This is a genomic window from Bacteroides cellulosilyticus (genome assembly GCF_020091405.1).
Classification (GTDB): domain Bacteria; phylum Bacteroidota; class Bacteroidia; order Bacteroidales; family Bacteroidaceae; genus Bacteroides.
This window is the reverse complement of sequence record NZ_CP081903.1, coordinates 5,187,282-5,212,377: the sequence shown is the minus strand read 5'-3', so window position 1 is coordinate 5,212,377 and position 25,096 is coordinate 5,187,282. Positions and strand designations below refer to the sequence as shown.

General features: G+C 42.9%; 21 protein-coding genes, 1 tRNA gene and 1 pseudogene. 8 read left to right on the top strand and 15 right to left on the bottom strand.

Going from position 1 to position 25,096, the window contains the following annotated elements; all coding sequences use genetic code 11:
• Positions 1 to 21: 21 nt before the first annotated feature.
• The 5 genes from K6V21_RS19700 to K6V21_RS19680 all read left to right on the top strand — a co-directional run bounded on the left by K6V21_RS19700 (position 22) and on the right by K6V21_RS19680 (position 7,792).
• Entirely contained in the window at positions 22 to 4,368 is a 4,347-nt protein-coding gene (locus K6V21_RS19700) for a DUF5113 domain-containing protein (RefSeq protein WP_224319617.1), read from the top strand.
• An 11-nt stretch (positions 4,369 to 4,379) separates the two neighbouring features.
• The gene (locus tag K6V21_RS19695; RefSeq protein ID WP_007214038.1) at positions 4,380 to 5,108 is read left to right on the top strand and encodes a DUF5932 domain-containing protein; all 729 of its coding nucleotides are present in this window, start codon (positions 4,380 to 4,382) and stop codon (positions 5,106 to 5,108) included.
• Positions 5,101 to 6,555, top strand: coding sequence for an AbgT family transporter (locus tag K6V21_RS19690; RefSeq protein ID WP_217714054.1), 1,455 nt, complete (start codon positions 5,101 to 5,103; stop codon positions 6,553 to 6,555). Before K6V21_RS19695 ends, K6V21_RS19690 begins: the two co-directional genes overlap by 8 nt.
• Before the next feature lie 100 nt (positions 6,556 to 6,655).
• Positions 6,656 to 6,729, top strand: a tRNA-Arg gene (locus K6V21_RS19685).
• 307 nt (positions 6,730 to 7,036) lie between these two features.
• A complete protein-coding gene (locus tag K6V21_RS19680; protein WP_007218411.1) occupies positions 7,037 to 7,792 on the top strand; it encodes a tetratricopeptide repeat protein in 756 nt (251 codons plus the stop codon).
• A gap of 72 nt (positions 7,793 to 7,864) precedes the next feature.
• On the opposite strand, the gene K6V21_RS19675 is transcribed toward K6V21_RS19680, so the two are convergent.
• The 3 genes from K6V21_RS19675 to K6V21_RS19665 are packed head-to-tail and all read right to left on the bottom strand — an operon-like array spanning position 7,865 to position 11,055.
• Positions 7,865 to 9,874, bottom strand: a complete 2,010-nt coding sequence (locus K6V21_RS19675) for an alpha amylase C-terminal domain-containing protein (protein WP_224319616.1) — start codon at positions 9,872 to 9,874, stop codon at positions 7,865 to 7,867.
• Positions 9,875 to 9,903: 29 nt separating this feature from the next.
• The gene (locus K6V21_RS19670; RefSeq protein WP_217713973.1) at positions 9,904 to 10,350 is read right to left on the bottom strand and encodes a YhcH/YjgK/YiaL family protein; all 447 of its coding nucleotides are present in this window, start codon (positions 10,348 to 10,350) and stop codon (positions 9,904 to 9,906) included.
• Between the two features lie 39 nt (positions 10,351 to 10,389).
• A complete protein-coding gene (locus K6V21_RS19665) occupies positions 10,390 to 11,055 on the bottom strand; it encodes a DUF2461 domain-containing protein (RefSeq protein ID WP_224319615.1) in 666 nt (221 codons plus the stop codon).
• A 300-nt stretch (positions 11,056 to 11,355) separates the two neighbouring features.
• Here K6V21_RS19665 and K6V21_RS19660 point away from each other — a divergent pair, with 300 nt between their 5' ends.
• Positions 11,356 to 11,592, top strand: a complete 237-nt coding sequence (locus K6V21_RS19660; RefSeq protein ID WP_217713975.1) for a DUF6965 family protein — start codon at positions 11,356 to 11,358, stop codon at positions 11,590 to 11,592.
• Positions 11,593 to 11,666: 74 nt separating this feature from the next.
• Here K6V21_RS19660 and K6V21_RS19655 read toward each other — a convergent pair whose 3' ends face one another.
• From K6V21_RS19655 to K6V21_RS19600, 12 genes and pseudogenes are all read right to left on the bottom strand, one after another.
• Positions 11,667 to 13,364, bottom strand: a complete 1,698-nt coding sequence (locus tag K6V21_RS19655) for an alpha-amylase family protein (RefSeq protein ID WP_224319614.1) — start codon at positions 13,362 to 13,364, stop codon at positions 11,667 to 11,669.
• A gap of 8 nt (positions 13,365 to 13,372) precedes the next feature.
• The gene (locus K6V21_RS19650) at positions 13,373 to 14,206 is read right to left on the bottom strand and encodes a patatin-like phospholipase family protein (protein WP_044271162.1); all 834 of its coding nucleotides are present in this window, start codon (positions 14,204 to 14,206) and stop codon (positions 13,373 to 13,375) included.
• A 163-nt stretch (positions 14,207 to 14,369) separates the two neighbouring features.
• Entirely contained in the window at positions 14,370 to 15,887 is a 1,518-nt protein-coding gene (locus K6V21_RS19645) for a 4Fe-4S binding protein (RefSeq protein WP_224319613.1), read from the bottom strand.
• A 27-nt stretch (positions 15,888 to 15,914) separates the two neighbouring features.
• A complete protein-coding gene (locus K6V21_RS19640; protein WP_217713979.1) occupies positions 15,915 to 16,850 on the bottom strand; it encodes a DUF362 domain-containing protein in 936 nt (311 codons plus the stop codon).
• Between the two features lie 38 nt (positions 16,851 to 16,888).
• Positions 16,889 to 17,284, bottom strand: coding sequence for a phosphoribosyltransferase (locus K6V21_RS19635; RefSeq protein WP_224319612.1), 396 nt, complete (start codon positions 17,282 to 17,284; stop codon positions 16,889 to 16,891).
• A 24-nt stretch (positions 17,285 to 17,308) separates the two neighbouring features.
• The gene (locus K6V21_RS19630) at positions 17,309 to 17,818 is read right to left on the bottom strand and encodes an ECF transporter S component (protein WP_224319611.1); all 510 of its coding nucleotides are present in this window, start codon (positions 17,816 to 17,818) and stop codon (positions 17,309 to 17,311) included.
• Positions 17,819 to 17,970: 152 nt separating this feature from the next.
• A complete protein-coding gene (locus tag K6V21_RS19625) occupies positions 17,971 to 19,092 on the bottom strand; it encodes a DUF362 domain-containing protein (protein WP_224319610.1) in 1,122 nt (373 codons plus the stop codon).
• A gap of 115 nt (positions 19,093 to 19,207) precedes the next feature.
• A pseudogene (locus K6V21_RS19620) lies at positions 19,208 to 19,688 on the bottom strand (DNA-binding protein).
• A 63-nt stretch (positions 19,689 to 19,751) separates the two neighbouring features.
• Positions 19,752 to 20,042: a flavodoxin gene (locus tag K6V21_RS19615; RefSeq protein ID WP_224319609.1), complete on the bottom strand. Its 291-nt coding sequence runs from the start codon at positions 20,040 to 20,042 to the stop codon at positions 19,752 to 19,754.
• Positions 20,043 to 20,064: 22 nt separating this feature from the next.
• Positions 20,065 to 20,736 carry a flavodoxin gene (locus K6V21_RS19610; RefSeq protein WP_224319608.1) on the bottom strand — a complete coding sequence of 224 codons (672 nt, stop codon included), beginning with the start codon at positions 20,734 to 20,736 and terminating at the stop codon, positions 20,065 to 20,067.
• A gap of 10 nt (positions 20,737 to 20,746) precedes the next feature.
• On the bottom strand, positions 20,747 to 22,438 hold the full coding sequence (locus K6V21_RS19605) for an alpha/beta fold hydrolase (protein WP_224319607.1): 1,692 nt from the start codon (positions 22,436 to 22,438) through the stop codon (positions 20,747 to 20,749).
• A gap of 124 nt (positions 22,439 to 22,562) precedes the next feature.
• Positions 22,563 to 23,066 (bottom strand): transcriptional regulator, encoded by a 504-nt coding sequence (locus tag K6V21_RS19600; protein WP_224319606.1) that lies wholly within the window; start codon positions 23,064 to 23,066, stop codon positions 22,563 to 22,565.
• A gap of 168 nt (positions 23,067 to 23,234) precedes the next feature.
• Here K6V21_RS19600 and K6V21_RS19595 point away from each other — a divergent pair, with 168 nt between their 5' ends.
• Positions 23,235 to 24,131 (top strand): helix-turn-helix domain-containing protein, encoded by an 897-nt coding sequence (locus K6V21_RS19595; RefSeq protein WP_217714056.1) that lies wholly within the window; start codon positions 23,235 to 23,237, stop codon positions 24,129 to 24,131.
• Between the two features lie 195 nt (positions 24,132 to 24,326).
• Positions 24,327 to 25,055: a nitroreductase family protein gene (locus K6V21_RS19590; RefSeq protein WP_217713987.1), complete on the top strand. Its 729-nt coding sequence runs from the start codon at positions 24,327 to 24,329 to the stop codon at positions 25,053 to 25,055.
• Positions 25,056 to 25,096: the final 41 nt, after the last annotated feature.

The following is a 25,096-nucleotide window of genomic DNA, read 5'->3' as shown; positions in this document are numbered from 1 at the left end:
TTACTGTGTTTTTGCATAGTAATGATTTCTTGTGTGGGTACTGCTCCCACCAAGGAAGTATATCTTATCGATTCGCTCAACCAAGTGGCTTATTCTTATCGTTATAAAGACCTGGACTCTTCTTGTCATGCTGCCACACAAGCTTATGGAAAAGTAAATCTGTATAGCCAGGGGAAAGCGGAAGCATCCAATAATCTGGGCTTTTGCGCTTTTATGCGCATGGATTTTGAGAAAGCGGAGAAGTTTCATAAAGATGTGTATAGTCTCACGAAAAATGAGCTGGAACTGCTGGTTGCCGATATCGGATTGATGAAAATCTATCAGCGGACAGCCATGAACAAAGAATTTTATGACTATCGGAACAGTGCCCTCCGCCGCATGAAACGAATAGATGAAGATAACAAACTTTTTGTAGATAAGCACGAACGGTTGAGACTGAACTATGCCCGCTCCGAATTTTATATCGTTTCCGCTGTTTATTACTACTATCTGCAACAACGTCCGGAAGCGGTGGCTTCCATCAACGAAATATATCCGCAGGAAGAACTTGCGGCAGATACAAACCAGTTACTGTATTATCATTATATAAAAGGATCGGCGGCACTTTGTGATGGTGAAACGGCGGATGAACGTCGTTTGCGTGAATTCGACGAACTGTATACAACTTGGAAAATGGCATCCCGCGGAGGATATTTGTATTTTGAAGGTAATGGAGTGCAGGGGCTTGCTAACCTGATGGCATCTCCCGATAATTATGACTTTTTCCAGGTCAGGCGTTCTCATGCGCTGAAACAGTTTGATGTTCCCGTGGATTCTTTGTTGCCCATGCATTTAGGACAATTGGCTTTGAAGAAATTCAAGCAATATAATGATGTGTATCAGATTGCCGGTGCCTATGTTTCTATTGGTAAATATTTGAATGCGCATGATAACTACGCCGAAGCATTGGATACATTGACGCTTGCCTTGGAGTGTGTGAACAGCCATCATCGCCGTTTTTATGATTGCCACGATAGCTTGGACTGGTTGAAAACCTATGATATACGGGATACCATTTCTTCAGAAAAAGCATGGATAGAGCGTAAGTTACGAACCGTTCCGGAATGGATTTCACGTATTCGCGAACAACTGAGTGTTACGTATGCCGGACTGGAAATGAAGCAACACTCTGATTATAATCGCAATATTTATCTGGATATACTGGAAGATACCCGGCAGGATAAGGAGTTGGAAAGCCGTTATCAGGCTTTGGAAAGTGAAGCTCGGCAACTCAATATTTTACTCTTCTTTGTGATTGTCGGTTTTATACTGGTGGTTTTATTCTTTTGGATATTCAATAAGCGGTCTAAAGAACGTAATCATGTCCATTTGCACCGTTTGAGGCAGATGTTGGACATTTGCCAGAAAATAACCGCTTCTATTCCCACGGACGCGCAGACGGAAGAAGAAATTGTAGATGCCATTCTTTCAGCTGTGCAGACAGATATAGAGGAACTTTTCAGTGTAAAAGACATCCGGATAGAAGATGGGCAGTTGGTATTACCCAAACGTCTTACGAAGGATGAGAAGGCAATACTACATGTGATTGCTCCTTATATTACATGGGCGCTTGACAATGGCATGACTTCCATTTCGCTGGGTGACGAACGTCGTCGGTTGGAGAAAGAACGGTATGTGTACGAACAGCATATAGCTGGAAATAAACGTCAGAATCTTATAAAGAAAGCGTGTATGGCCATCGTGAACGGTATTCATCCGTACATAGACCGTATTATTAATGAAGTGCATAAACTGACGGAAAAGGGTTTTATCCATGACGAACACATCAAGGCTGAGAAGTATCAATATATGGACGAATTGGTGACAACCATCAATGAATACAATGATATCCTTGCTTTATGGATTAAAATGAAACAGGGTAGCCTGAGCTTGAATATAGAAACGTTCGGATTGAACGAGCTTTTCGATCTGATACGGAAAGGAAGCCGTGCCTTCGAAATGAAACAGCAACAACTGGAAGTGACGCCAACGGATACCTATGTGAAAGCTGACAAGGCGTTGACGCTGTTTATGATAAACACGCTTGCAGAAAATGCCCGTAAATATACTCCAAAAGGAGGCAAGGTAAAAGTCTATGCAAATTCGACAGAAGAATATGTGGAAATCTCAGTAGAGGATACCGGTTATGGCCTTTCAGAAGAAGATGTGACGCGTATTGTCGGTGAGAAATTGTATAATTCGCAGGAAATAGGTATACTGGATGCTGCCGATCGGGAAGAACTACTGAAAAACAAAGGGAGCGGCTTCGGCCTGATGAATTGTAAAGGTATCATTGAGAAATACCGGAAGACGAACGAAGTATTCAGAGTCTGTTTGTTCAATGTAGAAAGTACTTTAGGAAAGGGCAGCCGTTTTTATTTCCGTCTGCCTACAGGAGTGCGTAAAACTTTGATGGTATTTCTGTGTATATTCTTTTCTATAGGTATGAGCTCATGCAATAGAGCAGTGGAGGAAGCGGTGATGCAACCGGATGAAATCTATGCGCAAACGGCTCAGGATTCTTTGTCATTAACTGCGGAAAATGAGTTTGAAGCTCTGTTGAATGAGGCGTCTGACTATGCCAATGATGCCTATTATAGTAATGTGGAAGGAAATTTTGAACAGGCTTTGGAATATGTAGATTCTGCCATGTCTTGTCTGAATGCGCATTATAAAAGGTATGCCCAGGATCCGCAGCGCTACATGTCATTGAGAGGAGAAGGGGAGCCGGGGGAATTATCCTGGTGGAATGAGCTTTTCAATTCGGACTTTCATGTTATTCTGGATATCCGGAATGAGGCGGCTGTCGCTTTTCTGGCTTTGAAACAATGGGATGCGTACAGTTATAATAATGCCGCCTATACCACCATGTACAAATTATTGGGTGAAGACCAGTCATTGGAAGAATATTGTCGTCAACTGGAACGTTCTACCAATAATAAGATGGTGGGTGTTATCTTGTTTATCGGACTTATAGCTATGTTGCTTTTAGGATATTACATTCTGTATATTCGTAAACGTCTTGTAAACCGTTGGAATCTGGAACAGGTTTTGGAAATCAATAGACAGATATTTGCTGCCTCCCTGATACAAGTTCCCGAAACAGAAGAGGCATTGCAACGGGAAGAAGATACCCTGAAAGCTATTCCTCAACGTATCGTTGACGAAGGTTTCGATGCCGTAAATGAGTTGCTAAGTATTGATCGGTTAGGAATCGCCGTTTATAATGAAACGACACATCAACTGGAATATGCGTCAAATTCTATAGAAAATGAGTTGTCCTCTGCGGGAGATAATGGATCATCTGCGGCAGAAGATGAACTTTGGAAGGAAGTAGTTCAGCGTTGTTTTGAACAGCATACTCAACTGTCCGCACCAGGATTTGAAGCTTTGCCTTTGGTGGTGGATGCTGCGGGTGATTCGCGTTGTGTGGGTGTGTTATATCTTGAACGGCAGGAGAGCGTCGATCAGGAGACGGCTCATTTATTGTTGGAATTGATTGCGCGGTATATAGCGATTGTGGTCTTCAATGCAGTTGTGAAACTGGCAACAAAATACCGCGACATTGAAGCAGCGCATGAAGAAGCACACCGGGCGTCATGGGAGGACGGTATGTTGCATGTGCAGAATATGGTGCTTGATAATTGTCTTTCCACCATCAAGCACGAGACAATTTATTATCCGAATAAGATCAAGCAACTCATTGGTAAACTCCGTTCAGGTATTCTCTCAGAAACGGAAGAAAAAGAGACGGTTTCAGCTATCAGCGAATTGATAGAATATTATAAAGGTATATTTACCATATTGAGTTCGTGTGCATCGCGCCAGTTGGAAGAAGTTACGTTCCGTCGAGGGATAATTTCCGTACCGGAGTTGTTTGTTTTGGCAGAAAAATATTTCCGTAAAGCGAATAAGGGAAAAGAGTTTGCTGTATCTTTCTCTACGAAAGCTATTGACGAAAGAGTGGTCGGAGATTTTATCCAACTTCGTTTCTTATTGGAGAATCTGATAGATGAAGCTTTGTCTGTTCCTCTGGATGGAAAAATACATTTGGCGGCAGCAGTAGACGGAGAATATATTCGTTTCCTTTTCACTGATATGCGAAGGACGAAAAACCGTGAGGAATTAAATCAACTTTTCTATCCAAACCTGGAACGTATGACGGCAACAGGAGAAAAAGGAGAGTTGCGAGGTACAGAGTATCTTGTCTGCAAGCAGATTATTCGCGACCATGACGAGTTTGCCGGAAAACGTGGCTGTCGCATCAATGCTGAACCAGCTGAGAATGGTGGATTTACAGTTTATTTCACGATACCGAGAAGAAAATAAAATTAAAGAATATGGAAGACAAGAAATTCAAAGTAATTATTGTAGAAGACGTTAAGCTTGAACTGAAAGGAACGGAAGAAATCTTCCGCCATGAAATACCCAACGCAGAAGTTATCGGTACGGCTATGACCGAAAGCGAATTCTGGACATTGATAGAAGCTGGAGTTCCTGATTTGGTCTTGCTGGATTTAGGATTGGGTGGTTCTACTACTATTGGTGTGGATATCTGCCGTAATATCTTTAAGCGTTATCCGGGAGTACACGTACTCATATTTACCGGAGAAATTCTGAATGAAAAGCTTTGGGTGGATGTTCTGAATGCGGGTGCTGACGGTATTATTTTGAAAACAGGTGAGCTGCTTACGAAAACAGATGTACAGGCAGTAATGGATGGAAAGAAGCTGGTTTTTAATTATCCTATTCTAGAAAAAATTGTAGACCGTTTCAAGCAATCTGTTGCGAATGATGCCAAACGTCAGGAAGCGGTTATCAGTTATGATATTGATGAGTATGACGAACGTTTCCTACGCCATCTGGCATTGGGGTATACCAAAGATATGATTGCTAACTTGAAAGGTATGCCTTTTGGAGTTAAATCTCTGGAAAAGCGTCAGAATGATTTGGTAAACCGTCTGTTTCCACAAGGAGAGCGGGTAGGAGTGAATGCAACCCGTCTGGTTGTGCGTGCTTTGGAACTCCGTATTCTTGATATAGATAATCTGGAAGCAGATGATGAATAACAAATGGCGTTTACCGCATCCGGCAACAATGTTTCTCTTGTTGACGCTGGCTGTCATTGTCTTATCGTGGATATTTGACATTTACGGCCTGAGCGTGTTTCAACCGCAAACAGGGGAGGAGATACGGGTACAAAGTTTGCTTAGTCCGGAAGGTGTTCGTTGGCTGTTGCGGCATGTGGTTACTAATTTCACGGGGTTTGCTCCGCTGGGCTTAGTAATTGTGGCTATGTTTGGTATCGGGGTGGCACAACATTCAGGTTTTATAGATGCTTGTATCCGTGGTGGGGCACGTCGTAAGCATAATCCATGGCGCATGGTGATACTGGTTATTTTCTTGGGATTACTTTCCAATGTAGTAGGGGATGCCGGATACATTATTCTTTTACCGATTGCAGCAACTTTGTTCCATTCGGTCGGTCTGCATCCGGTTGCAGGTATTATTACGGCATACGTTTCTGTTTCGTGTGGGTATAGCGCTAACCTGATGCTAAGTACTTTGGATCCTATGCTTGCTGCCAGTACCCAAGAAGCCGCAGATATGGCAAATGTGTCACCTGGAAATACAGGGCCTTTATGCAATTACTATTTCTTGTTTGCATCTACTTTTTTGCTGGCTTTTATTATTTATCAGGTAACCCGCCGTAATCTTCTTCCGGCTTTGGGGGAATATGCCGGTCATATTCGTTTCAATGGTTATAAGCAATTATCCCGCAAAGAACGTCGTGCTATGATAGGTGCAGTATCTATCGGGGTGATTTATACAACCGTGATTCTTTGGGCTACTTTCTCTTCATGGGGTATTTTGCGTAGTGTGAATGGTGGTCTGATCCGTTCTCCTTTTATAGAGGGCATTCTGTTTTTGCTTTCTTTTGGTATCGGGCTTATGGGGATGGTTTATGGCTTTGCTTCCGGTCGTTATCGTACAGATGGAGATGTGATTGAGGGGCTTACTCAACCTATGAAATTGTTGGGTGTTTACTTTGTTATCGCTTTCTTTGCTGCTCAGATGTTTGCGTGTTTCGAGTATTCTCATTTGGATAAATGTATAGCCATTATGGGAGCGGACATGCTTTCGTCCATCCATCTTGGGAGTTTATGGATACTCATTCTATTTATTCTATTTACAGCACTTGTGAACCTTATTATGGTCTCTGCCACTGCCAAGTGGACTTTCATGTCTTTCATCTTTGTTCCGTTCTTTGCCAATATGGGGATTTCTCCGGATATGGTGCAATGCGCTTTTCGTATTGGCGACAGTGCCACCAATGCCATCACTCCTTTCATGTTCTACATGCCTCTTATCCTTACTTACATGCAGCAATATGATAAGCAAGCGACCTATGGTTCATTACTGAAATATACATGGAGATACTCTCTATATATATTATTAGCCTGGACTTTGTTATTTATTTTATGGTATGTAACTGGTTTACCATTAGGATTATAACATCTAATCGGATATAAAAGCATTTATTTACAAAATATTTTCTGCGTAAAATCTTTGCAAATTTCACAGAAAAGCGTACCTTTGCACCGCAATTAAGGATGGTTCCGTAGCTCAGCTGGATAGAGCAACGCCCTTCTAAGGCGTGGGTCTTGCGTTCGAATCGCAACGGAATCACAGAAGAAAAGTCGCAAATCGCTAATAAATAAGCATTTGCGACTTTTTCTGTTTCATTAATTAGGGTAATTCTGTACAATGCAGTGATTTTTCTGTATGATTTATTTTCATTCTAAATATAATCTATTTTGATTATGTGCACAATTTGTTTTTCTCATGTTGTTGTTCTGTAGACAATTCCCTTTGAAATTTACGTAAAATAACATTTGTTACAGCTGTCCTAAAAACTACAAAAAAGTTAAAATGGTTTTGCTTCTATAGTTATGAACACTAATTTTGGGATATCAACTTTTAAAATTTAAAGCACATGAAAAAATTTTTGTTATCCATTGCGCTGTGTTGTGCAGCAACTAACTTTTTTGCGCAAACTACAGAACCTGGAAATCTAATTAACGAAGGAAAGGCAGCACTCGAAGCCAAAAATTACCAGGAAGCATTTACAAAATTCAGTACCTACCTGACACAGACAAACAATCAGGACTCTGTTATCGCTTACAACTGCGGCGTTTGTGCCGATAAAATCAAAAAACCGGAAGAAGCTCTCAAGTATTTTGATATTGCTATTCAAAAGAAATACAATCTGGGAAATGCATATGTAGGTAAAGCCGGTGCATTGAAGGATTTGAAAAAAGACAGTGAGTATCTTGCTACTCTGAAAGAGGGTATAGAAGCAGCTCCAGAAAACAAGACATTGAAAAGACTTCATGCTAATTATTATCTGAATGCCGGTATTAAAGCACAAAAGGCTAATAAACTGGATGATGCTGAAGAAGCTTTCAAACAGGTACTTGCTGACGATGAAAAGAATACCAACGCATTGTACAGCTTGGGTACACTTTCTTATAACAAGGCAGCTTTAGTTCTGAAGAATGCAGCACCATTGGCTAATTCAGATAAAGCTAAGTACGATGCACAGAAAGAAATCGCTGACAAAAACTTCCAGAATGCTAAAACGTATCTGGAACGCGCACTCCCCTTACTCTCGGCAGACAAACCTCGTGAAAAAAGTATGATAGATAATATTAAGAAACTATTGCCGCAAATTGAAGCGCAATTGAAATAATCTATCGAAAAGAAGAATAAAAAAGCCGTGTTGGAATTTCCCGACACGGCTTTTTTATTTATAGTATGTTATTTATTTCGTTTTCTTTAATACTACTGCTGTACGGGCAGGAATATATAACTTCAACCATTCCTTCTTCTCTTTTTCATAAAGAGGATCAGCAATAGTGAAATGTTTTACAGTGTCATCAGCTAATCCATTACCGCCATAAGCAGGATTATCCGTATTCAATACTACTTCATATGTGCCCGGAGAAACCAGGAAGCCATAATCGGTAAATGACTGTTTTGGATTGAAATTGAACACAAAGACATAATCCTTACGCATATATGCCAATACCTGATCACCGTCATTGTGCCAGATTTCCTGAACAGGTGTTGCCTGGAAAGCTTTCACGCTCTTAATGATTTTGAGCATATCCGCATCAAAGTCGGCCATATAGTGGTAAGTAAGATTCTTGTTATCTACCAGATCCCACTGGCGGCGGGCATACTTGCATGACCATCCATTACCTTCACGTGGAAAATCAATCCATTCGGGATGACCGAATTCGTTGCCCATGAAGTTAAGATAACCACCATTGATAGTACTTGAAGTCAGTAAACGTATCATCTTGTGAAGAGCAATACCACGATTCACTGTGTAGTTTTCATCACCTTTCTGCATATGCCAGTACATATCGGCATCTATCAGACGGAAGATAATCGTCTTATCGCCCACTAATGCCTGGTCGTGACTTTCTGCATAAGATATGGTCTTTTCATCTTTACGACGATTGGTTACTTCCCAGAACATGCTGGATGGTTTCCAATCTTCGTCTATTTTTTCTTTGATGGTCTTGATCCAATAATCGGGGATATTCATTGCCATGCGGTAGTCGAAACCATAGCCGCCGTCTTCAACTTTAGCTGCAAGACCGGGCATTCCCGATACTTCTTCAGCAATCGTTATTGCTTTGGAATTTACTTCGTGGATAAGTTTATTGGCAAGTGTCAGGTAGCAGATGGCATTGTCATCCTGATGGCCATTGAAATAGTCTCCATAATTACAGAAGGCTTCACCCAGTCCGTGACTATAATAGAGCATAGATGTTACACCATCGAACCGGAAACCGTCGAATCCGTATTCCTCAAGCCAGTACTTACAGTTGGAGAGAAGGAAATGGATAACTTCATTTTTTCCATAGTCGAAACAAAGTGAGTCCCAAGCCGGATGTTCACGTCGTGCGCCGGGGTAGAAGTATTGATTCGGATCACCGGCAAAATTGCCCAAGCCTTCCACTTCATTCTTTACTGCATGAGAATGAACGATGTCCATAATCACTGCAATACCCAATCCGTGTGCGGTATCGATCAACTCCTTCAGTTCTTCCGGAGTACCGAAACGGGAAGAAGCGGCAAAGAAACTGGATACATGGTAACCGAAGCTACCGTAGTAGGGATGTTCCTGAATTGCCATGATTTGAATACAATTGTATCCGGCTTTAGCTATGCGCGGAAGAGTTTTTTCACGGAACTCATTGTAAGTTCCTACCTTATCTTCCTGTTGCGCCATACCGATATGACATTCGTAGATAAGCAAAGGATCCGTATTAGGTTTAAATGTACGCTTCTTTACTTTATATGGCTTTTCCGGTGCCCAGACCTGCGCACTGAAAATCTTGGTTTGCTCATCTTGTACCACCCGTGTTACCCAGGCAGGAATACGTTCTCCACAACCGCCTTCCCAATGTACAATGAGTTTGTATAAGTCGCCGTGTCTCATGGCATCTGCCGGGAGTTTGATTTCCCAAACACCATAATCCTTACGTTTCAGACTGTACTTCTTTAGTTCTTTCCATTCATTGAATGTGCCCACAATAAATATTTCTGTGGCGTTGGGTGCCCATTCACGGAAAATCCAGCCGTCAGCAGTACGGTGAAGTCCGAAATATAAATATCCCGAGGCAAAATCAGACAAAGTCTGTTTCCCTTTGTTCGTCAGTTCAGCCTCTTTGTCTAATACATGCTGATGACGACCTTTGATGGCATCTTCGAAAGGTTCCAGCCAGGGGTCGTTTTTGATCAAATTCAATGTTTCCATAAAGGATGAGTTTTTGATTGATTGGATTATTATGCTTTCACTTTCACAATGACTTTCTTCACACCGTCAGGAGAAATGCCAGGAGCATGTCCGTCTTGAGGGAAGAATATAGCAAACATTCCAGGTTTTACAGTGATATAAGTTTCAGCCAGTCCTTCGAAGAAAGTAATATCTTTCTCTGCATTGTAGGGAGCATTAGCCGGTACGCAATCTTTTCCTGCGGTATAGCCCATAACTTCCGCACCGGAGAGAGGAATCTGGATATCTATAAATTCATTGTGTGTTTCCAGTTTGGCTTGTTCTTTAGCTTTAGGGGTAGTTTGAGCTACGTTTACAACCAGGTCTTTACCTTTCAGTTCGGTTTTGCCAATTTCCATAGCGTTCAAGTCATGTGATTGCAAGAATTCAATAGCTTGGGCAAACAAAGGGTTCAACGATGCATATTTTTCTAAATTTTCTAATCTATCTACTACCATAGCTTTAATGTTTTAAGTTAGTTATATTATTATCAAATTTTATTCAAAGTCGTCAATCGTGTAATTCAGAAAATCAGCAAAAGGTTTCATTTGCTTGAAGATTTCCGCTGTACGATCCACGCAATCGGGTGCCAGAAAGAAGCTGTCCGGTTGATTGCAGTAACAGGTATATTCCTTGCATTTCAGATATTGTACATATTCAAAATCCTTTGGAAACCCTTTGGGAGCTGTTTTCAGAAAGTCTTCGCCTATCACCGGGAAGTATTGCTTGAAATCCGGATTTTCAACTATACCGCGAAATTCGTCTATGTTATCATACACTGCCTGTCGCACGGCTTTCAACGTCTTAGGAGGAAGGCAATAGCTACCACCTGCCAACAGACAGTTGCCAGGTTCAATGTGAACATAGTAACCGCAGTGGTCTGATTTCTTACCGCGGGCGTTGATGTATCCGCCCAAATGAGTTTTATACGGGGTCTTGTCCTGCGAAAAACGCGTATCACGATAAATCCGGTAAGTACAGTCTTTGACTTGAACGCCACGAATACTTTCATCGAAAAGCGAGATACGGGTAATTATAGCCGATAACAGGCTCTCAAATTCCCCACGGGCTTCTTCATACAAGTCCTTATGAGCATTGAACCATTCGCGGTTATTGTTAGCGGACACTTCTTTCAAGAATTGAAAAATAACAGGGATGTTCATATTGGTATTTTCCTTATTATCTGACAAAATTACGCATAATTTTCCTAACATGCTACAAACAGGGACAAAAAAAGCATCGGCTCTGGTAAACCGATGCTCCTTACACATTTATCAATCAAACAGACGCTTCTGTTTTTGATGTACTTACTTATCACAAGCGGGTACAGTCTCCTTTAATTAATCTTATATCTAATACTATGAAAAACACAATTATATAACACGCCTCTACAGAAAAAGTTCGAAGGGGTATGTGTGTTTTTATCATTTGTTTATATCTTTGTAGAAAAATTATACGAACATATGGAATATAAGTATGATGAAGAAAGTGTGAATGCTCTGATGAAGTGGGCTGAGAACGCACAGTTACCCAAAGAGTTACAACTAAGTGAGGCCGAAAATATTATGAATCTTAGACAATATGTGGTGGCAAATATAAACGATATCAAAGCGCATTATCCGGATGAGTTTTACAATCCGGCCATTACGCGTCTGTACAGGCTGAAGGAAAAACTGGAAGGAGAAAGTACCACGAAGTAACACAGAATTCTAAGACCTACGCAAATAATTGAGTAGGTCTTAGAATTCTGTGTTACTTCGTGGTGAAGATCTTATTATAGCTTGATTTTCAGTATCTTTCCACTATATCCCTCTACAGAAATTTCCGTAGCCTTATAAGGCAGCAAACTAATACTTTCCGTCTTTCCGGTTAGCAAATCTACCGCCGGATAAACATCCATCTGTGGTATTTGCAGGAAATCAAAGGCATGAGAAGGTACATTGATAGCCACATCTACTGAAATGTGGTCAAAGTTTACGATAATGAACAATAACTCTTTTCCAGCTTTGCGTAAGAATGTGTATTGTTTATGCTCATTGAAGCGCCAGCCATTGGCGTTGGCATACATCAGATCGAAGAATTCTCCTTCAGTGATTGCTTTTTCTTTGTTACAAAGCGTCAGGATGCGTTGGTAGATACTATGGATGTGTTTCTGGTCTTCCGTCAGCATTTTGCCGTCAAACTTTCCGCCATTCCGCCAACGACGAATAGTATCCACGCTCCAATAATCAAAAATAGTGGTACGCCCGTCTCTGCCACTGAAACCTTCGCTATCCATGCCCAGTTCACCGAATTCCTGCCCGAAATAAATCATCATCGGATTAGTATTCATGCAAGCTGAAACAATCAGTCCCGGAACTGCTTTACGCGGATTTCCGGCAAAGAAATCAGAAGCAATGCGCTGTTCGTCATGATTCTCCAGGAAATTCAGCATTCGTTTCTCGATGCCACCCAGACTTTGCCAGGAACGTGTAATGGCCGTAGCCGAATCATAGCCGCAAATCACATTGCGAAGCGTATCATAAAGTCCTACCTTGTCATATAGATAATCGAATTTTCCACGGAATATGTAATTCTGATATTCTGCCGGATTATAAACCTCTGCAATGAACAACAAGTCAGGATGCTTTTCTTTCACTTGTGGAATCACCCATTCCCAGAATTCAACCGGAACCATTTCCGCCATGTCACAACGAAAGCCGTCGATATTCTTGTCTGCCCAGAAAAGAAGGATATCCAGCATCTTTATCCAGGTGTCCGGAGTGGGATTGAAGTGACAGGTTCCACCATTCTGATAGTCCACTCCATAATTCAGCTTCACGGTTTCGTACCAGTCGGTGATGTTGGGATAAGCATCGAAGCGATTGTTCCCCGTAGCTTTGGCAGGACATTCTTTATAAGGTTCCGCAGCCGATCCTTTCATATCGAACTGACCGTGCAATTCAGATTGAGGGATATAGTAAAAATTATTATATGGGCTGAAAGCGTAATTAGGATCATCATTTGCACCCAACTGTGAAGTTCCGTCAGGTTGTGCATCCGAATGATATTGGCGGGCAACGTGATTCGGAACAAAATCGATAATGACTTTCAGACCGCTGCGATGAGTACGTTGTACCAGATTTTCAAATTCCTTCATACGTTCCGGTACATCGTTTGCCAAGTCCGGGTCCACGTCATAATAATCCTTGATGGCATAAGGAGAGCCTGCTTTGCCCTTAACAATAGCCGGATGATCGGGACGTATGTTGTAACGGCGATAATCCGTTTGCGTGGCATGCTCTATGATACCAGTATACCAAATATGGGTGGCTCCCAACTTCTTTATTTCATTGAGTGCCTTGGCTGTAAAGTCTGCCATTTTACCGCATCCGTTTTCCGTTATGTTCCCGTTATTGATGCAGTGATTATGATTGTTACCAAACAAGCGCGTAAACACTTGATAGATAATCATTTTTTCATCTTTCCCCATTCTATTTTTTATTTTATGATTTGATAATTACTTTCATCTTTCCAGATGGTTCCCTGATCCGCTTTCAACTGATCCAGAAGAGTGTTAGCGGCATTGTATCCCTGCATAAATATCTCTTCTGCTTTTTCCAGTTCGGTATTGCTGTATCCCTCCAGATTATACGGTTCTATTAATAAATCCGCTTTTTCCCGTTCGGGGAACGTATTGGCACGGAACATGAAGTGGTAGGAACGCATGGCAATACTTACAATATTCATCTTATATTTGTTCGCCAGTAGCGGACTAACATTTACTGCCACCACTTTGCTGCAAACACGTCGGATGGTAGATACAGGTAAGTTCATAAACACCCCACCATCTACATAATGCGTTCCTTCTATTTTTACAGGAGAGAAGAGGACGGGCATACAGCAGGAAGCTGCCACACGTTCGGCAATATTCCCTTTGTGGAAATGCACCACACGTCCGTGATCGAGGTCGGTTGCAGTGATGATGAGAGGTATTTGCAATTCTTCCATCGTCTTTGCTTTCAGATTGGTTTTCAGGAAATCAATAAATTCGCCTAACTCGAACAATCCCACTTTCGGTATGACTAATTTGGTCAGGTCCTGGAACTTATGCCCGGAGAAGTAATCTAGTACTTTATGCGGTTCGTTACCGTCTGCATAAAACACGCCTGCCAAAGCTCCTGCGCTTACTCCCGAAAGGATATTTGGTTTGATGTCATGTTCCAACAATGACTGCATCACGCCCAGATGCGCAAAACCCTTGATAAAACCACCGCTCAAAGCATATCCTATAGGATATTTGTTCGTAAACCAATTATTTGATGTTGCCTCCATGTAAAAAATCTACCATATATTTGTTCGCCACGAAATTAGTGATTTTATCGTAGGTTGAAAGTAAAAAGGGAGAAAAATGTGCTAAGTATAGAGAAAAAGCAACGCCTGCCCCCAATTTATACAATCGAAGACAGGCGCCAGTGGGAATCGGGAAAATATTTAATCAAAAGCCGAAATCATCTACCTGAATTTCTTCCTGATGATTATCGGTGAAGGGTTTAGCCTCTTGCTGTACGGCATTTCCTTCGATGTATACGGCGCGGAAAGGGCGGGCAGGGCAGACATATTCACAACCGCCACAACCTACACAAATTTCCGTATCTATATGTGGAATTGTCAATCCGTCCTTGAAAGGAATCATTGACAGAGCTTGCGTAGGACAATGTTCCGAACAAGCTCCACAACTGGTTCCGTCACGGTAGACGATGCAGTTCTCTTCGATGAAGACAACTTTACCCATTTGTGTCAGGTGTTTCTGCTCTTTCGTCAGTGGCAGGATAGCTCCATTCGGACAAACATCCCCGCATACGGTACAATCAAAATTACAGAAACCCTTTTCAAAGAAAACGGTCGGCTGCATCATTCCTCCTAAACCATACTCCATAAAAGCAGGCTTCAGTACATGAGAGGGACATTTGCTGATACACAGGTGGCACGAGGTGCAATGTGCCTGAAAATATTCCAGGCTGATAGATCCCGGCGGCGTTATAGGTGTCTGACGTTTATCACTTTTCATCCCGGCTGCCGCAGCCGCTACGTTCTGGGCTTGTGCCATTACTTTGGGAGTTGCGGCGGCAGTTGTCAGCCCGGCAAGTAAAAAACGGCGTTTGGAAGCGTCAGTCACCTGTTTCTCTGTTTTGAGGGGAGTGGTATAACTAAGTGCGTTCTGGCGACATTCACCCAAGCAATCGAAACAATCTACACAACGACTGTAGTCAATAATCTGTTCCGGGCTATTAATACATGAGGCTTTGCATTTAGTGGCACACAGTCCGCAATGATTGCATTTTTCTGTATCGATGCGTACTTTAAACAGTGAGAAGCGGCTCAGAAAGCCAAGCAGCGTACCTACCGGGCATATTGTGTTGCACCAGGTACGTCCGTATTTCCATGCCAGAAAGCCAATCACCAAGAACGTCAACAGTCCGATAATAAAGGACGAGATACTCAGGAGAGAAGCGTCCACCTGATAGAAAGTATAGTTATTAAAACTTGAAAATATGCTTTCCAGCAAATTGTTTCCTAACATATATACAGGTTTAAACACATTGACCGTCATACGTCCGAAAGCGCTATAAGGATCAAGCAGACCTAAAATGACCGTAAATCCGAAAAGAAAAGCTATAGCCGTTACACCCGCTACTCCCCAGCGCAGTATATTCCTGGCAGGCGAGTAGCGGAAACGTTTCTTTTTCTTTGCCGTTTTTTTAGAAATCCAGGTCACTATATCCTGAAAGATACCCATCGGACAAATTGTAGAGCAATAGATACGTCCCAATAACAAGGTAATCAGTATCAGCACTGCCAGGATGAAAAAACTGAGTGACATCAATGCCGGTACAAACTGTATATGCGCCAGTCTGTGGAAACTATTTGGCAATATTTCCGCAAAATCCAGAAAATAAAAAGTTATCAGCCCGAAGATAACAACGGACAGTATAATACGTGCTTTTCTCAACATAAGTGTGTATACTTTATATCGCTTGAATTAAAGCCTGATACGCTTCACATTCAGCTTATCCAAATCCATCGTTCCAATCTTCAATGCCTGCCCGTTAGCAAGGTGAGCTACACTTTCAAGCGGCATTTCGCGAACCTGGTTAAAGAATTTGGTGGCAGCCGTATCTACAGCCACGATATCCTGTGAAATAAATAATCCCTTGGTCAATACCACATCCGAAGCAGAACGTCCGCGCGGGCCATTCGTTTTCAAAACGCGATAGGCATCCACCACATTCAGCACTGCTTTCTTATCCATTGTACAGATATCGGCAATACATTGCTGCAAGTCGTTGGAATGGAAGAAACCGCGATCCCAGACAATACCCATGTGGTTTTTCATGGAAATCGTCAGGTTGGCGCCTCCATGATTTTTCAGGATGGGCACATTGATCCATACATCACTGTTCAGAATAGCTTCGTGTACCTTGGCACTTTTCATGCGTACGCCTTTGGGCAATGAGACTGGTTTGTAGTAGCTTTCCAGATGAGCCGGCATAACCTTGGCACCCGCAGCTTTGGCAGCTTCTTCAATGCCGCTGTTCTTGTAGCATTTCTGCCAGTCATCGCAAGTATGATCAAAAACCGTAACCTCCTTGGCACCTGCGGCAAGACATTGCTTCACAATTTCCGCAACCAGCTTCGGATTCGTATTACCGGCCAGTTCGGGTACTTTATCCCAACCGATATTCGGTTTAACCACTACCTTTTGTCCCGGTTTGATAAACTGTTTCATGCCGCCCATTTCTGTAATAGCACGCCGGAACATCGCTTCCGGTTCTCCACCCATCACAGCTACCAGATCCACCTTACCGCCGCCAGCATTTGTCAGCTTTTGCGCCAGTATGTCCATTGCTTCGGAACGTTGCACGGTTATCACCGCACCCGTCACCGCCAAAGTCTTTAAGAAATCCCTTCTATCCATAGGCCCTTCAGATTATTAATCTATTAATTATCAATTGTTCATAGTATCCATGGAAACTTAAAACACGTCTCGTCAAACAAGGCATAATCTGCCGTACCATTGACTGCGAATGTTTTTACCAGACGTGCCTCTTTCAATAATTCGCACGCCAGACGAATGGTAGATCCTGTCTTAATACGGTCATCTACCAATAAAATGCTTTTATCTTTAAAAGCAAAATCAACCGGAGCGAGCAACTGGGGTACATCGTACTTCGGATGCTGGTATTCATCCCGTAAATTGATACGTAGCAGATGCACTTCTTTTTGCAATCGCTGGTTGATGATACCTGCCGGAACGATACCGCCATTAGCAATAGCCACGATTATATCAAAATCATCGTGAAACTCAATTGTGCGGAAACGTTCCAGCACTTCTTCCATTGTTTTTGCCATATTGTTATGGGAGATAGTCTATGATTAAAGTTTGGAAATAGCTTTCAGCAGAGCGTAACCACCGAACCATTGGATCAGCATACCTGGAATACCGATACGGAAATCTTGTACGGCCAGGAAGAAGTTACCACATATAGCCCATTCAAAAGCAGTGCCTATCACCTGGTAAGCAAGAATCACACCAAGCAATGCAACTAAGGATATCTTCTTTGTATATCGTGCGGCAAATGCAGCAGCTCCTGCAAGCAAACCGGATTTTATCAGCAATACAGGCAATGCAGCGGCAGCGGGCATACCAAACAGTAAATGATTAATCACCGGAGAAAGTAAAGCCGTAAGCAATCCTACACGGAAACCGAATTTATAGGCGGCAATCAGTGTAAAGAAATAGATAGGCAGCAAAGTCGGTCCACCCGCGGGAACCAGATGACAAAGCTGCGGCAATGCTATATTTCCTGCAACAAATAAGAATGCAAACAAATAGGTCTTCACGTTACTGAACGACAAAGAGTAGAGTTTAGCAGATGTTTCCATTATTCAATGATTAGATTTTAATTTGTTATTATTATATTTCTTCAAGATACAAAAGTAGGAGATGAGCGCTCATTTTGTTTGAAGATTTGTCTCAATCCTTACAGGTTTTGTATCGGTACACTTATATTAAGACTCTTTCGGACGGAAAAGGTTTAAATCTTCACCAATTCATATTGCATATTGCCCAATCCGATCTTTTCCGCATGGCGCAATCCAGCCAGCCAGTCCGTATCCGGGTGCATCATGTGGAACTTATCATGGCCGCACAAATCATCGTGCTCATGTCCGGCAGAAAGGCGGTTACCCGTGTGCAGTATAGGAGCTTGGATGACCATATCCGCGCATGCTTTATCCAAAGCCACCGGGTCTGTAGAAGCCAGAATACCGAGGTCAGGTACAATGGCGGCATCATTATGATTCCAACAGTCACATTCTGGAGATACGTTCATTATAAAACTGATGTGGAAGTTGGGCTTATCTTTCACTACGGCCAGTGAATATTCGGCAATCTTATAGTTTAAGCGTTCGGACGTATCTTCATCGCCCATAATGGCGCCGTCATACTGGCACAAAGCGACACACTGTCCGCAACCTACACATTTAGCATAATCTATTTCTGCTTTGCGTCCTGCATTCAGGTGTACGGCGTCGTGTGCACAGTGCTTCACGCAGATATTACAGCCGATGCAATTTCCCGTATCTATTTTGGGTTGAGAGGCCGAATGCAGTTCCAGTTTTCCGGCTACGCTGGCACAACCCATGCCCAAATTCTTTAAAGCTCCGCCAAAGCCGGCCTGTTCGTGCCCTTTAAAGTGATTCATGCTGATGATAATATCCGCATCGGCTATGGCAGTACCAATCTTTGGGGCGGCACAGTACTCACCGTTCAAGGGAATTTCCCGGCAATCCGTACCTTTCAATCCATCTCCGATGATGACCTGGCATTGGGCGGATATAGGATTATAACCGTTTTCCATTGCGCTTTGCAGATGATCGACGGCATTGGCACGACGGCCTGAATATAGTGTGTTACAGTCCGTCAAGAAAGGTTTTGCACCATTGTTGCACAATAGGTTTGCCATGCGAGCCGCGTAGTTCGGACGAAGATAAGCAAGGTTTCCCGGTTCACCGAAGTGAATCTTGATAGCGATAAAACTGTCTTTTAAGGGTAGCTGTTCGATACCTGCCCGCTTTACCAGGCGCTCCATCTTATCCAGAAGATTGGAAGTAGGAGAGGTGCGCAGGTCTGTGTAGTAGACTTTTGATGTTTCCATATTACCTAATTACCTATTTATAGTTATAATATGTGCAAAAATAAGAGATATTATCCATATAAATAGGTATGAAACAAAAAAAGTAGCGAAGTTCTTTCGCTACTTTAATTTGGCATTATTCTAACGGATCATCCTCTATACCACCGTCACCTCTTTGGTTGCCGCCGCTACCGTTACCACCGGAACTGTTTCCATCTGTATAATCCGTATCGATGGGAATAGCACGGGTTACGCTCATTTCTCCCAAAGTACGTTGGAAAATCTTTCCCGGAGTAAATACAATACGCTTGCGTACTATGTTACCTGCCGTAACGCCTTCCGCCGTATCCGCACTTTTGGCCTTAATGGTGGGGCGGAAGATACCGAACTCTCCCAATTGACACTCTTTCCGTCATCAATATCCTCCGCCATCATATCAACCAAACCGCTGACTACTAAATCTACCACCTTTCGGTGGATTCCGCAAAGGCGACTAACCTTTGCACACGTTTTGCTAAAACTCATCTGCCCCGAATGTACAGATTTTGCTACATACTTCTCTGTCTTTGTTTCGTCAAAGCCAAACACTCTCTTGGTCCTACATACTCTAAAGCCATAATAATTAAAGATTTTAAGCGTATTGCATAAATCTAAAAAACTATTTTTTCTTATAACATTTTCTACTTCTTCATACCGATCCTCTCCAACCACTTTAATATACTTTCTTTAGAGTCATCCACATGATCTCGGGAAATTGCATAACCGTCCGACACAGAGGCTCTCGGTTCCTGTTTCCGAATTGTTTTGATGGCATCCGAAAAACGGCTACCACCATGAGTACAAAACGGAATGATAGTCTTACCAGCGAAATCGTACTCTGATAAGGTTTCACTTCCGATAGCCCGGCAATAGACTGTTATCGTACAGGTAATGATTGCCAATACGCCTGCTGTCATAATTCCTTTTTTCATTCTTTACTATTTTATGTTTTTTTTATTTGATGATTCCGATTCGGCGAAGCCAAACCTCCGTACCGTTGACACTGCCTGGCATATCAATACCTGCATCGTCGGGCGGGCCGGGAGTAGTAATGTCATCCGGATTGAGGTCTTCGGGAAGCGTTTCCGGAATATGCTTTGACTCAGGGGTTACCTTATAAATCTTCTGCATTGATTCGTTCAAATAGGTTGTAGCTCCGTAAGTGAAGAACGGGATAATAACCTTATCTTTCAGATCGTATGCTTCGATGAATGTGCAAACCACCATAGCAGGCTGATGCCACCAGCAAGGTGAGCCAACGAAAATCGTATCATATTGCGCGATAATTTCCTTATCAGGCAAGTTCGCCACTCCGGGACGCAGGTCGTTGTAAGCCTCATTCTGAATACGGTCGCTGTCATCATATGGATTTTCGGCATACGGATCGGTCGCCTCAATGCGATATATGTCAGCACCGGTAAGTTCCACAATTCGTTTGGCTACGGCTTGCGTGTGCCCCTGCGCGGAGAAGTAGGCTATGAGAGTTTTACTGTTACCGGACGGATTGTCAGGATCATCGGGAGTTGTCGGCTGTTCTGTCTGCGATGCAGGAGTGTCATCTGACGAACAAGCTGCCATAGTCGTCAGTGGAAGGAACAAAAATGGGATAAAAAATATTTCTTTCATATTCAAATGGTTATTTAAGATATTGTTTAAAGAATGTGTCCAGTTTGGGCAACGTGATTTTCAGATATTCCGGCTGGTCGTACAAATCTACGTGCGTTGCTCCGGGTACAACAAACAGCTCTTTCGGTTCGGCAGCTTTTGCATATGCGTCTTCCGAGAAGTAAGCTGATACAGCGTTTTCTCCCACGATGAAGAGTACCGGTCGCGGCGATATGGTTTCGATCTGTGCGAACGGGAAAAAGTTCATCATCGGTGCAAGACTCGTGTAGGAGTAATAGCCCGTAGAGTTGGGATGTCGGCCACGCTCCGGATTGTCATAGTAATCGAGGAAGTCGATGGCAAACTTCGGTGTGTTTTCATCTACTTTTTCGGGTAGGGCACGGATGTCCTTACGTGCAGCTCCGTTATATTCCGCCGTGCGCTGACGGCCGATCTCATCGAGAATTGCCATACGTTGTTCATACGTCTGGGAATCGCCAACACCCTGACGGCGGGCACGTCCCATGTCGTACATACTGATAGTTGCCAACGCCTTGATGCGATGGTCTATCTGCGCTGCGCTGACGGAATAACATCCTCCGCCACAGATACCAATGACACCAATCTTATTGGCATCGACAGCCGGATGATTCGTGAGGAAATCGACCGCTGCGCTGAAATCTTCCACCCGCACCTCGGGCGACTCGATACGATGCGGATAACCGCCGCTCTCACCATAATAGGAAGCATCAAAAGCCAATGTCAAATAGCCGAGTTCCGCCAACTTGCGGGCATGAAGTCCCGAAGTCTGTTCCTTGACACCACCGAAAGGATGACCAACGATGATGGCAGCATATTTCTTTGCAAAGTCGTAGTTTGCAGGGAAATAAAGATCGCCAACCACATCAATCAGGAAACGGTTGTGGAACGTTACCTTCTGTTTCTTCACGCTATTCTCCACTGCCACGGCCGGGGCTTGGGAATCAGCGATTAATCCTTTACTTTGTAACAGTTCGTTCAATATTAGTTTGCCGGCATCAGCCTCGCTGCGACCGATATTTTTTTCGATGATGGCCAGCACACCACGTAATTCGTCCGGTGTTACGCCCACATTCAGTGCGATACCCATGTGCCCTTTTAGCATCGGCTCTACGCCTTTGCCCAAAGAGGCGATCACGGCAACGGTCGCCAGTTCCCGTTCGGCATATGTCAGGACATCCCGCTCAAAAAGGTCAGCAAAGAGGTGCTCTTTCAGAAATACTTCGATTTCCGGAGCCAGTACAGCATAATTAGCTTTCGGTGCATCTGCCGGGACACCCGAAATTTCGGCAAGAATATCACGTCCGCGTTCGTACTTGCTGCGGGTATCAGTTATCGGTGATGTTTCACGACCCCGGTTATCCTCGATACCTTTTGCTTTCCGTTCATCGAGTACCGCAACAAGGGTTTGTAGTCCGCGCAAGGCACGCGGGAAACCGCAATAGGCGTAGGCGTGTACCATTACTTCCTTGAGTTCACCCACGGTCATTCCGTCATTTAATCCATCGATAAGGGCGGGTTTCAGTTTATCGAAGTCTCCCTTACCCGTAAGAGCGGCGACCTCTGCAATGTGTTTCCGTTTACTATTCATAACTTGTTCCATTTTGGGATTTTGGGCGGCTGCGATTCCATATCCAAAAAAGATACAGATCAGTGTCGTTCTAATTCTCGTTTTTATTTTCATAATCTCTATCATTTTATTTTCCTGTTTTTATCTGATGCAAAATTAGGCTGGAATTTTCGCTTCGACCGGTCATGAATTACGGTTTGAAGGATAATTTTTACGGATTTGCTGCATCTTCTTTATTTTATTGGTTGCAAAAGCGTACACAATAGTTAAGTAGCAGTTCGATGTGTGAGGCGATGATCGATGCACTATAACGGTCGATGGCATGGTGCAACTCTTCACCGATCTCCTGCAGGTTATCGGTTATGATTTGTTGTTCGTGCTCTGTCAGCGCACCCCGGCAATGGCAGCGTTTCGGATAGGTTTCGATACGGTTTTCAAGCGATGTGTCGTACAACAGGTCGGGATGGAAAAGTACACCCGAATAGTAGTCGGCATGCCGTTGTTGCTTCGAGGGTATCTCGACCACCTCACCGGGATAAATCAGCCGTAACCATTCCTTTTCCGACGCTTTGCTCTGCTTCGGAGAGTTGTAGTACAGTAACCCGTAAAAATCACACATTATCCGAATATCCTCACTCAAATTCGTTTTCGACAGATCAATCATGCAAATCTGCGGATGCAGCGTTTCATGCCCCGTCAATTTATTGAACATATCAATAGTCATAAGCCCAGAATTATTCATTTGTATCACTGTTCTTTTTTCTGTTTATTTTTCCATGATGCAAAACTACGGGCTATCCGAAAGTTCTATAGGGTATAAATTACGGTTTCACGTATAATTATTACAGGTTGAAACTGATCGCCTGAAGATATTTTATATATTTGCGTAAAAACAATGAAATCCACTGTTATGGAGAAGATTATAAAGCTGAATACAATCAAGGATTATAATGATTTTCTGGGTATAGAAACTCCCCATCCATTGGTAAGCGTAATCGACGCTTCCAAAATCAAGTCGTTGCGCCATGTCTGCAAAAACATTGGCTTCTATGTCATTTATCTGAAGGATATCAAGTGCGCTGATGTGATAAAGTATGGCCGTAAATTCTATGATTTTCAGGAAGAGACACTGGTATTCGCCGCTCCGGGACAGATTATTGGCAACGATGATACAGGAGAACCATTCCAACCCAAAGGTTGGTGGCTGACATTTCAGCCCGAATTGTTACATGGTACACCGCTTGGCCGCCACATGCAGGATTACACGTTTTTTTCCTATGCCGTTAATGAGGCATTGCATCTCTCTAAACAGGAACGGCAGACCGTGATAGATTGTATGATGAAAATCGACGAAGAGATCAAGGGAGCAACGGACAAGCACAGCAAGCTGATTATCGCTTCGGCCATCGAATTGCTGTTAAACTACTGCATCCGTTTCTATGACCGGCAGTTCATTACCCGTAAAAAGGAGAACAAAGATGCGCTTAGTTCTTTCGAAGCGTTGCTGAACGACTATTTCACATCGGACAAGCCCTCGAAATTCGGTACACCGACCGTGGCTTATTGTGCAGACCAACTGCATCTGTCTGCAAATTATTTTGGGGATCTGATTAAGAAGGAGACAGGTTCTTCTGCACAAGAATATATTCTGACAAAAACAATGGATACGGCAAAAGAATTGCTTGCCGATCCGAACAAATCAGTCAGCGATGTTGCCTACGCTTTGGGATATCAATATCCGCAATATTTCAGTAAAGCATTTAAGCGTATTATAGGATGTTCACCGAATGAGTACAGGACATCGTAATTAAATATCTCATCACGAATTAGTGATATACAGTACATCGATATTCTGATTACACGAAAAGTCCGGTTAGTTGAGGAACAATTAGCTTATGGGGATGTTTTTAATCTTATACTAAGATAGAATTAATTCTATGAGTACCCTGAAGTTTTTTAGCTCTAAGGAAAAGTATAATAGTATTATAACATTTACAGCATTATGAATTTAGACGAAGTCCTCCATTATCGTCGCTCTGTGCGAGCGTATGACAAAACAAAACTGATAGATCCGGAAAGAATAAAACATTATCTGGAATTGGCAACATTAGCTCCCAACAGCTCGGATATGCAGTTGTGGGAGTTCTATCATATCACTCAGCCCGAATTGCTGGCAAAGGTTTCAAGAGCTTGTCTCGATCAGAAAGCCACTTCTACAGCTTCACAAATAGTTGTTTTCGTGGTGCGGCGTGATTGGTATAGGAAACATGCGCGGTTTATACTTGATTTCGAACGGGAGAATATTCGGCGTTACAGTCCGAAAGAGCGTCAGGACAAACGCATCAAAGACCGGGAATTATACTATGGCAAATTGATGCCATTTGTTTATGCCCGTTTCTTCGGGATTTTGGGATTATTCAGAAAACTACTGGTTAACATCATTAGCATTTTCCGCCCGATGATGCTTGAAGTCTCCGAAAATGATATGCGCGTGACTGCCCATAAATCTTGTGCACTCGCTGCCCAAACGTTTATGATTGCTATGGCAAACGAAGGGTATGACACTTGTCCTCTGGAAGGTTTGGATAGCCGTCGGCTAAAAAGGATACTGAAATTGCCTCGTGGTGCTGAGATAAACATGGCTATCTCCTGTGGAATAAGGGACGGAAATAAAGGAATCTGGGGAGAACGGTGCAGAGTACCGTTTGGTGAAGTTTATCGTAGAATCTAAAGCAGTTCTTTGGGATTTCAAACCATGCACATATCAGCCCG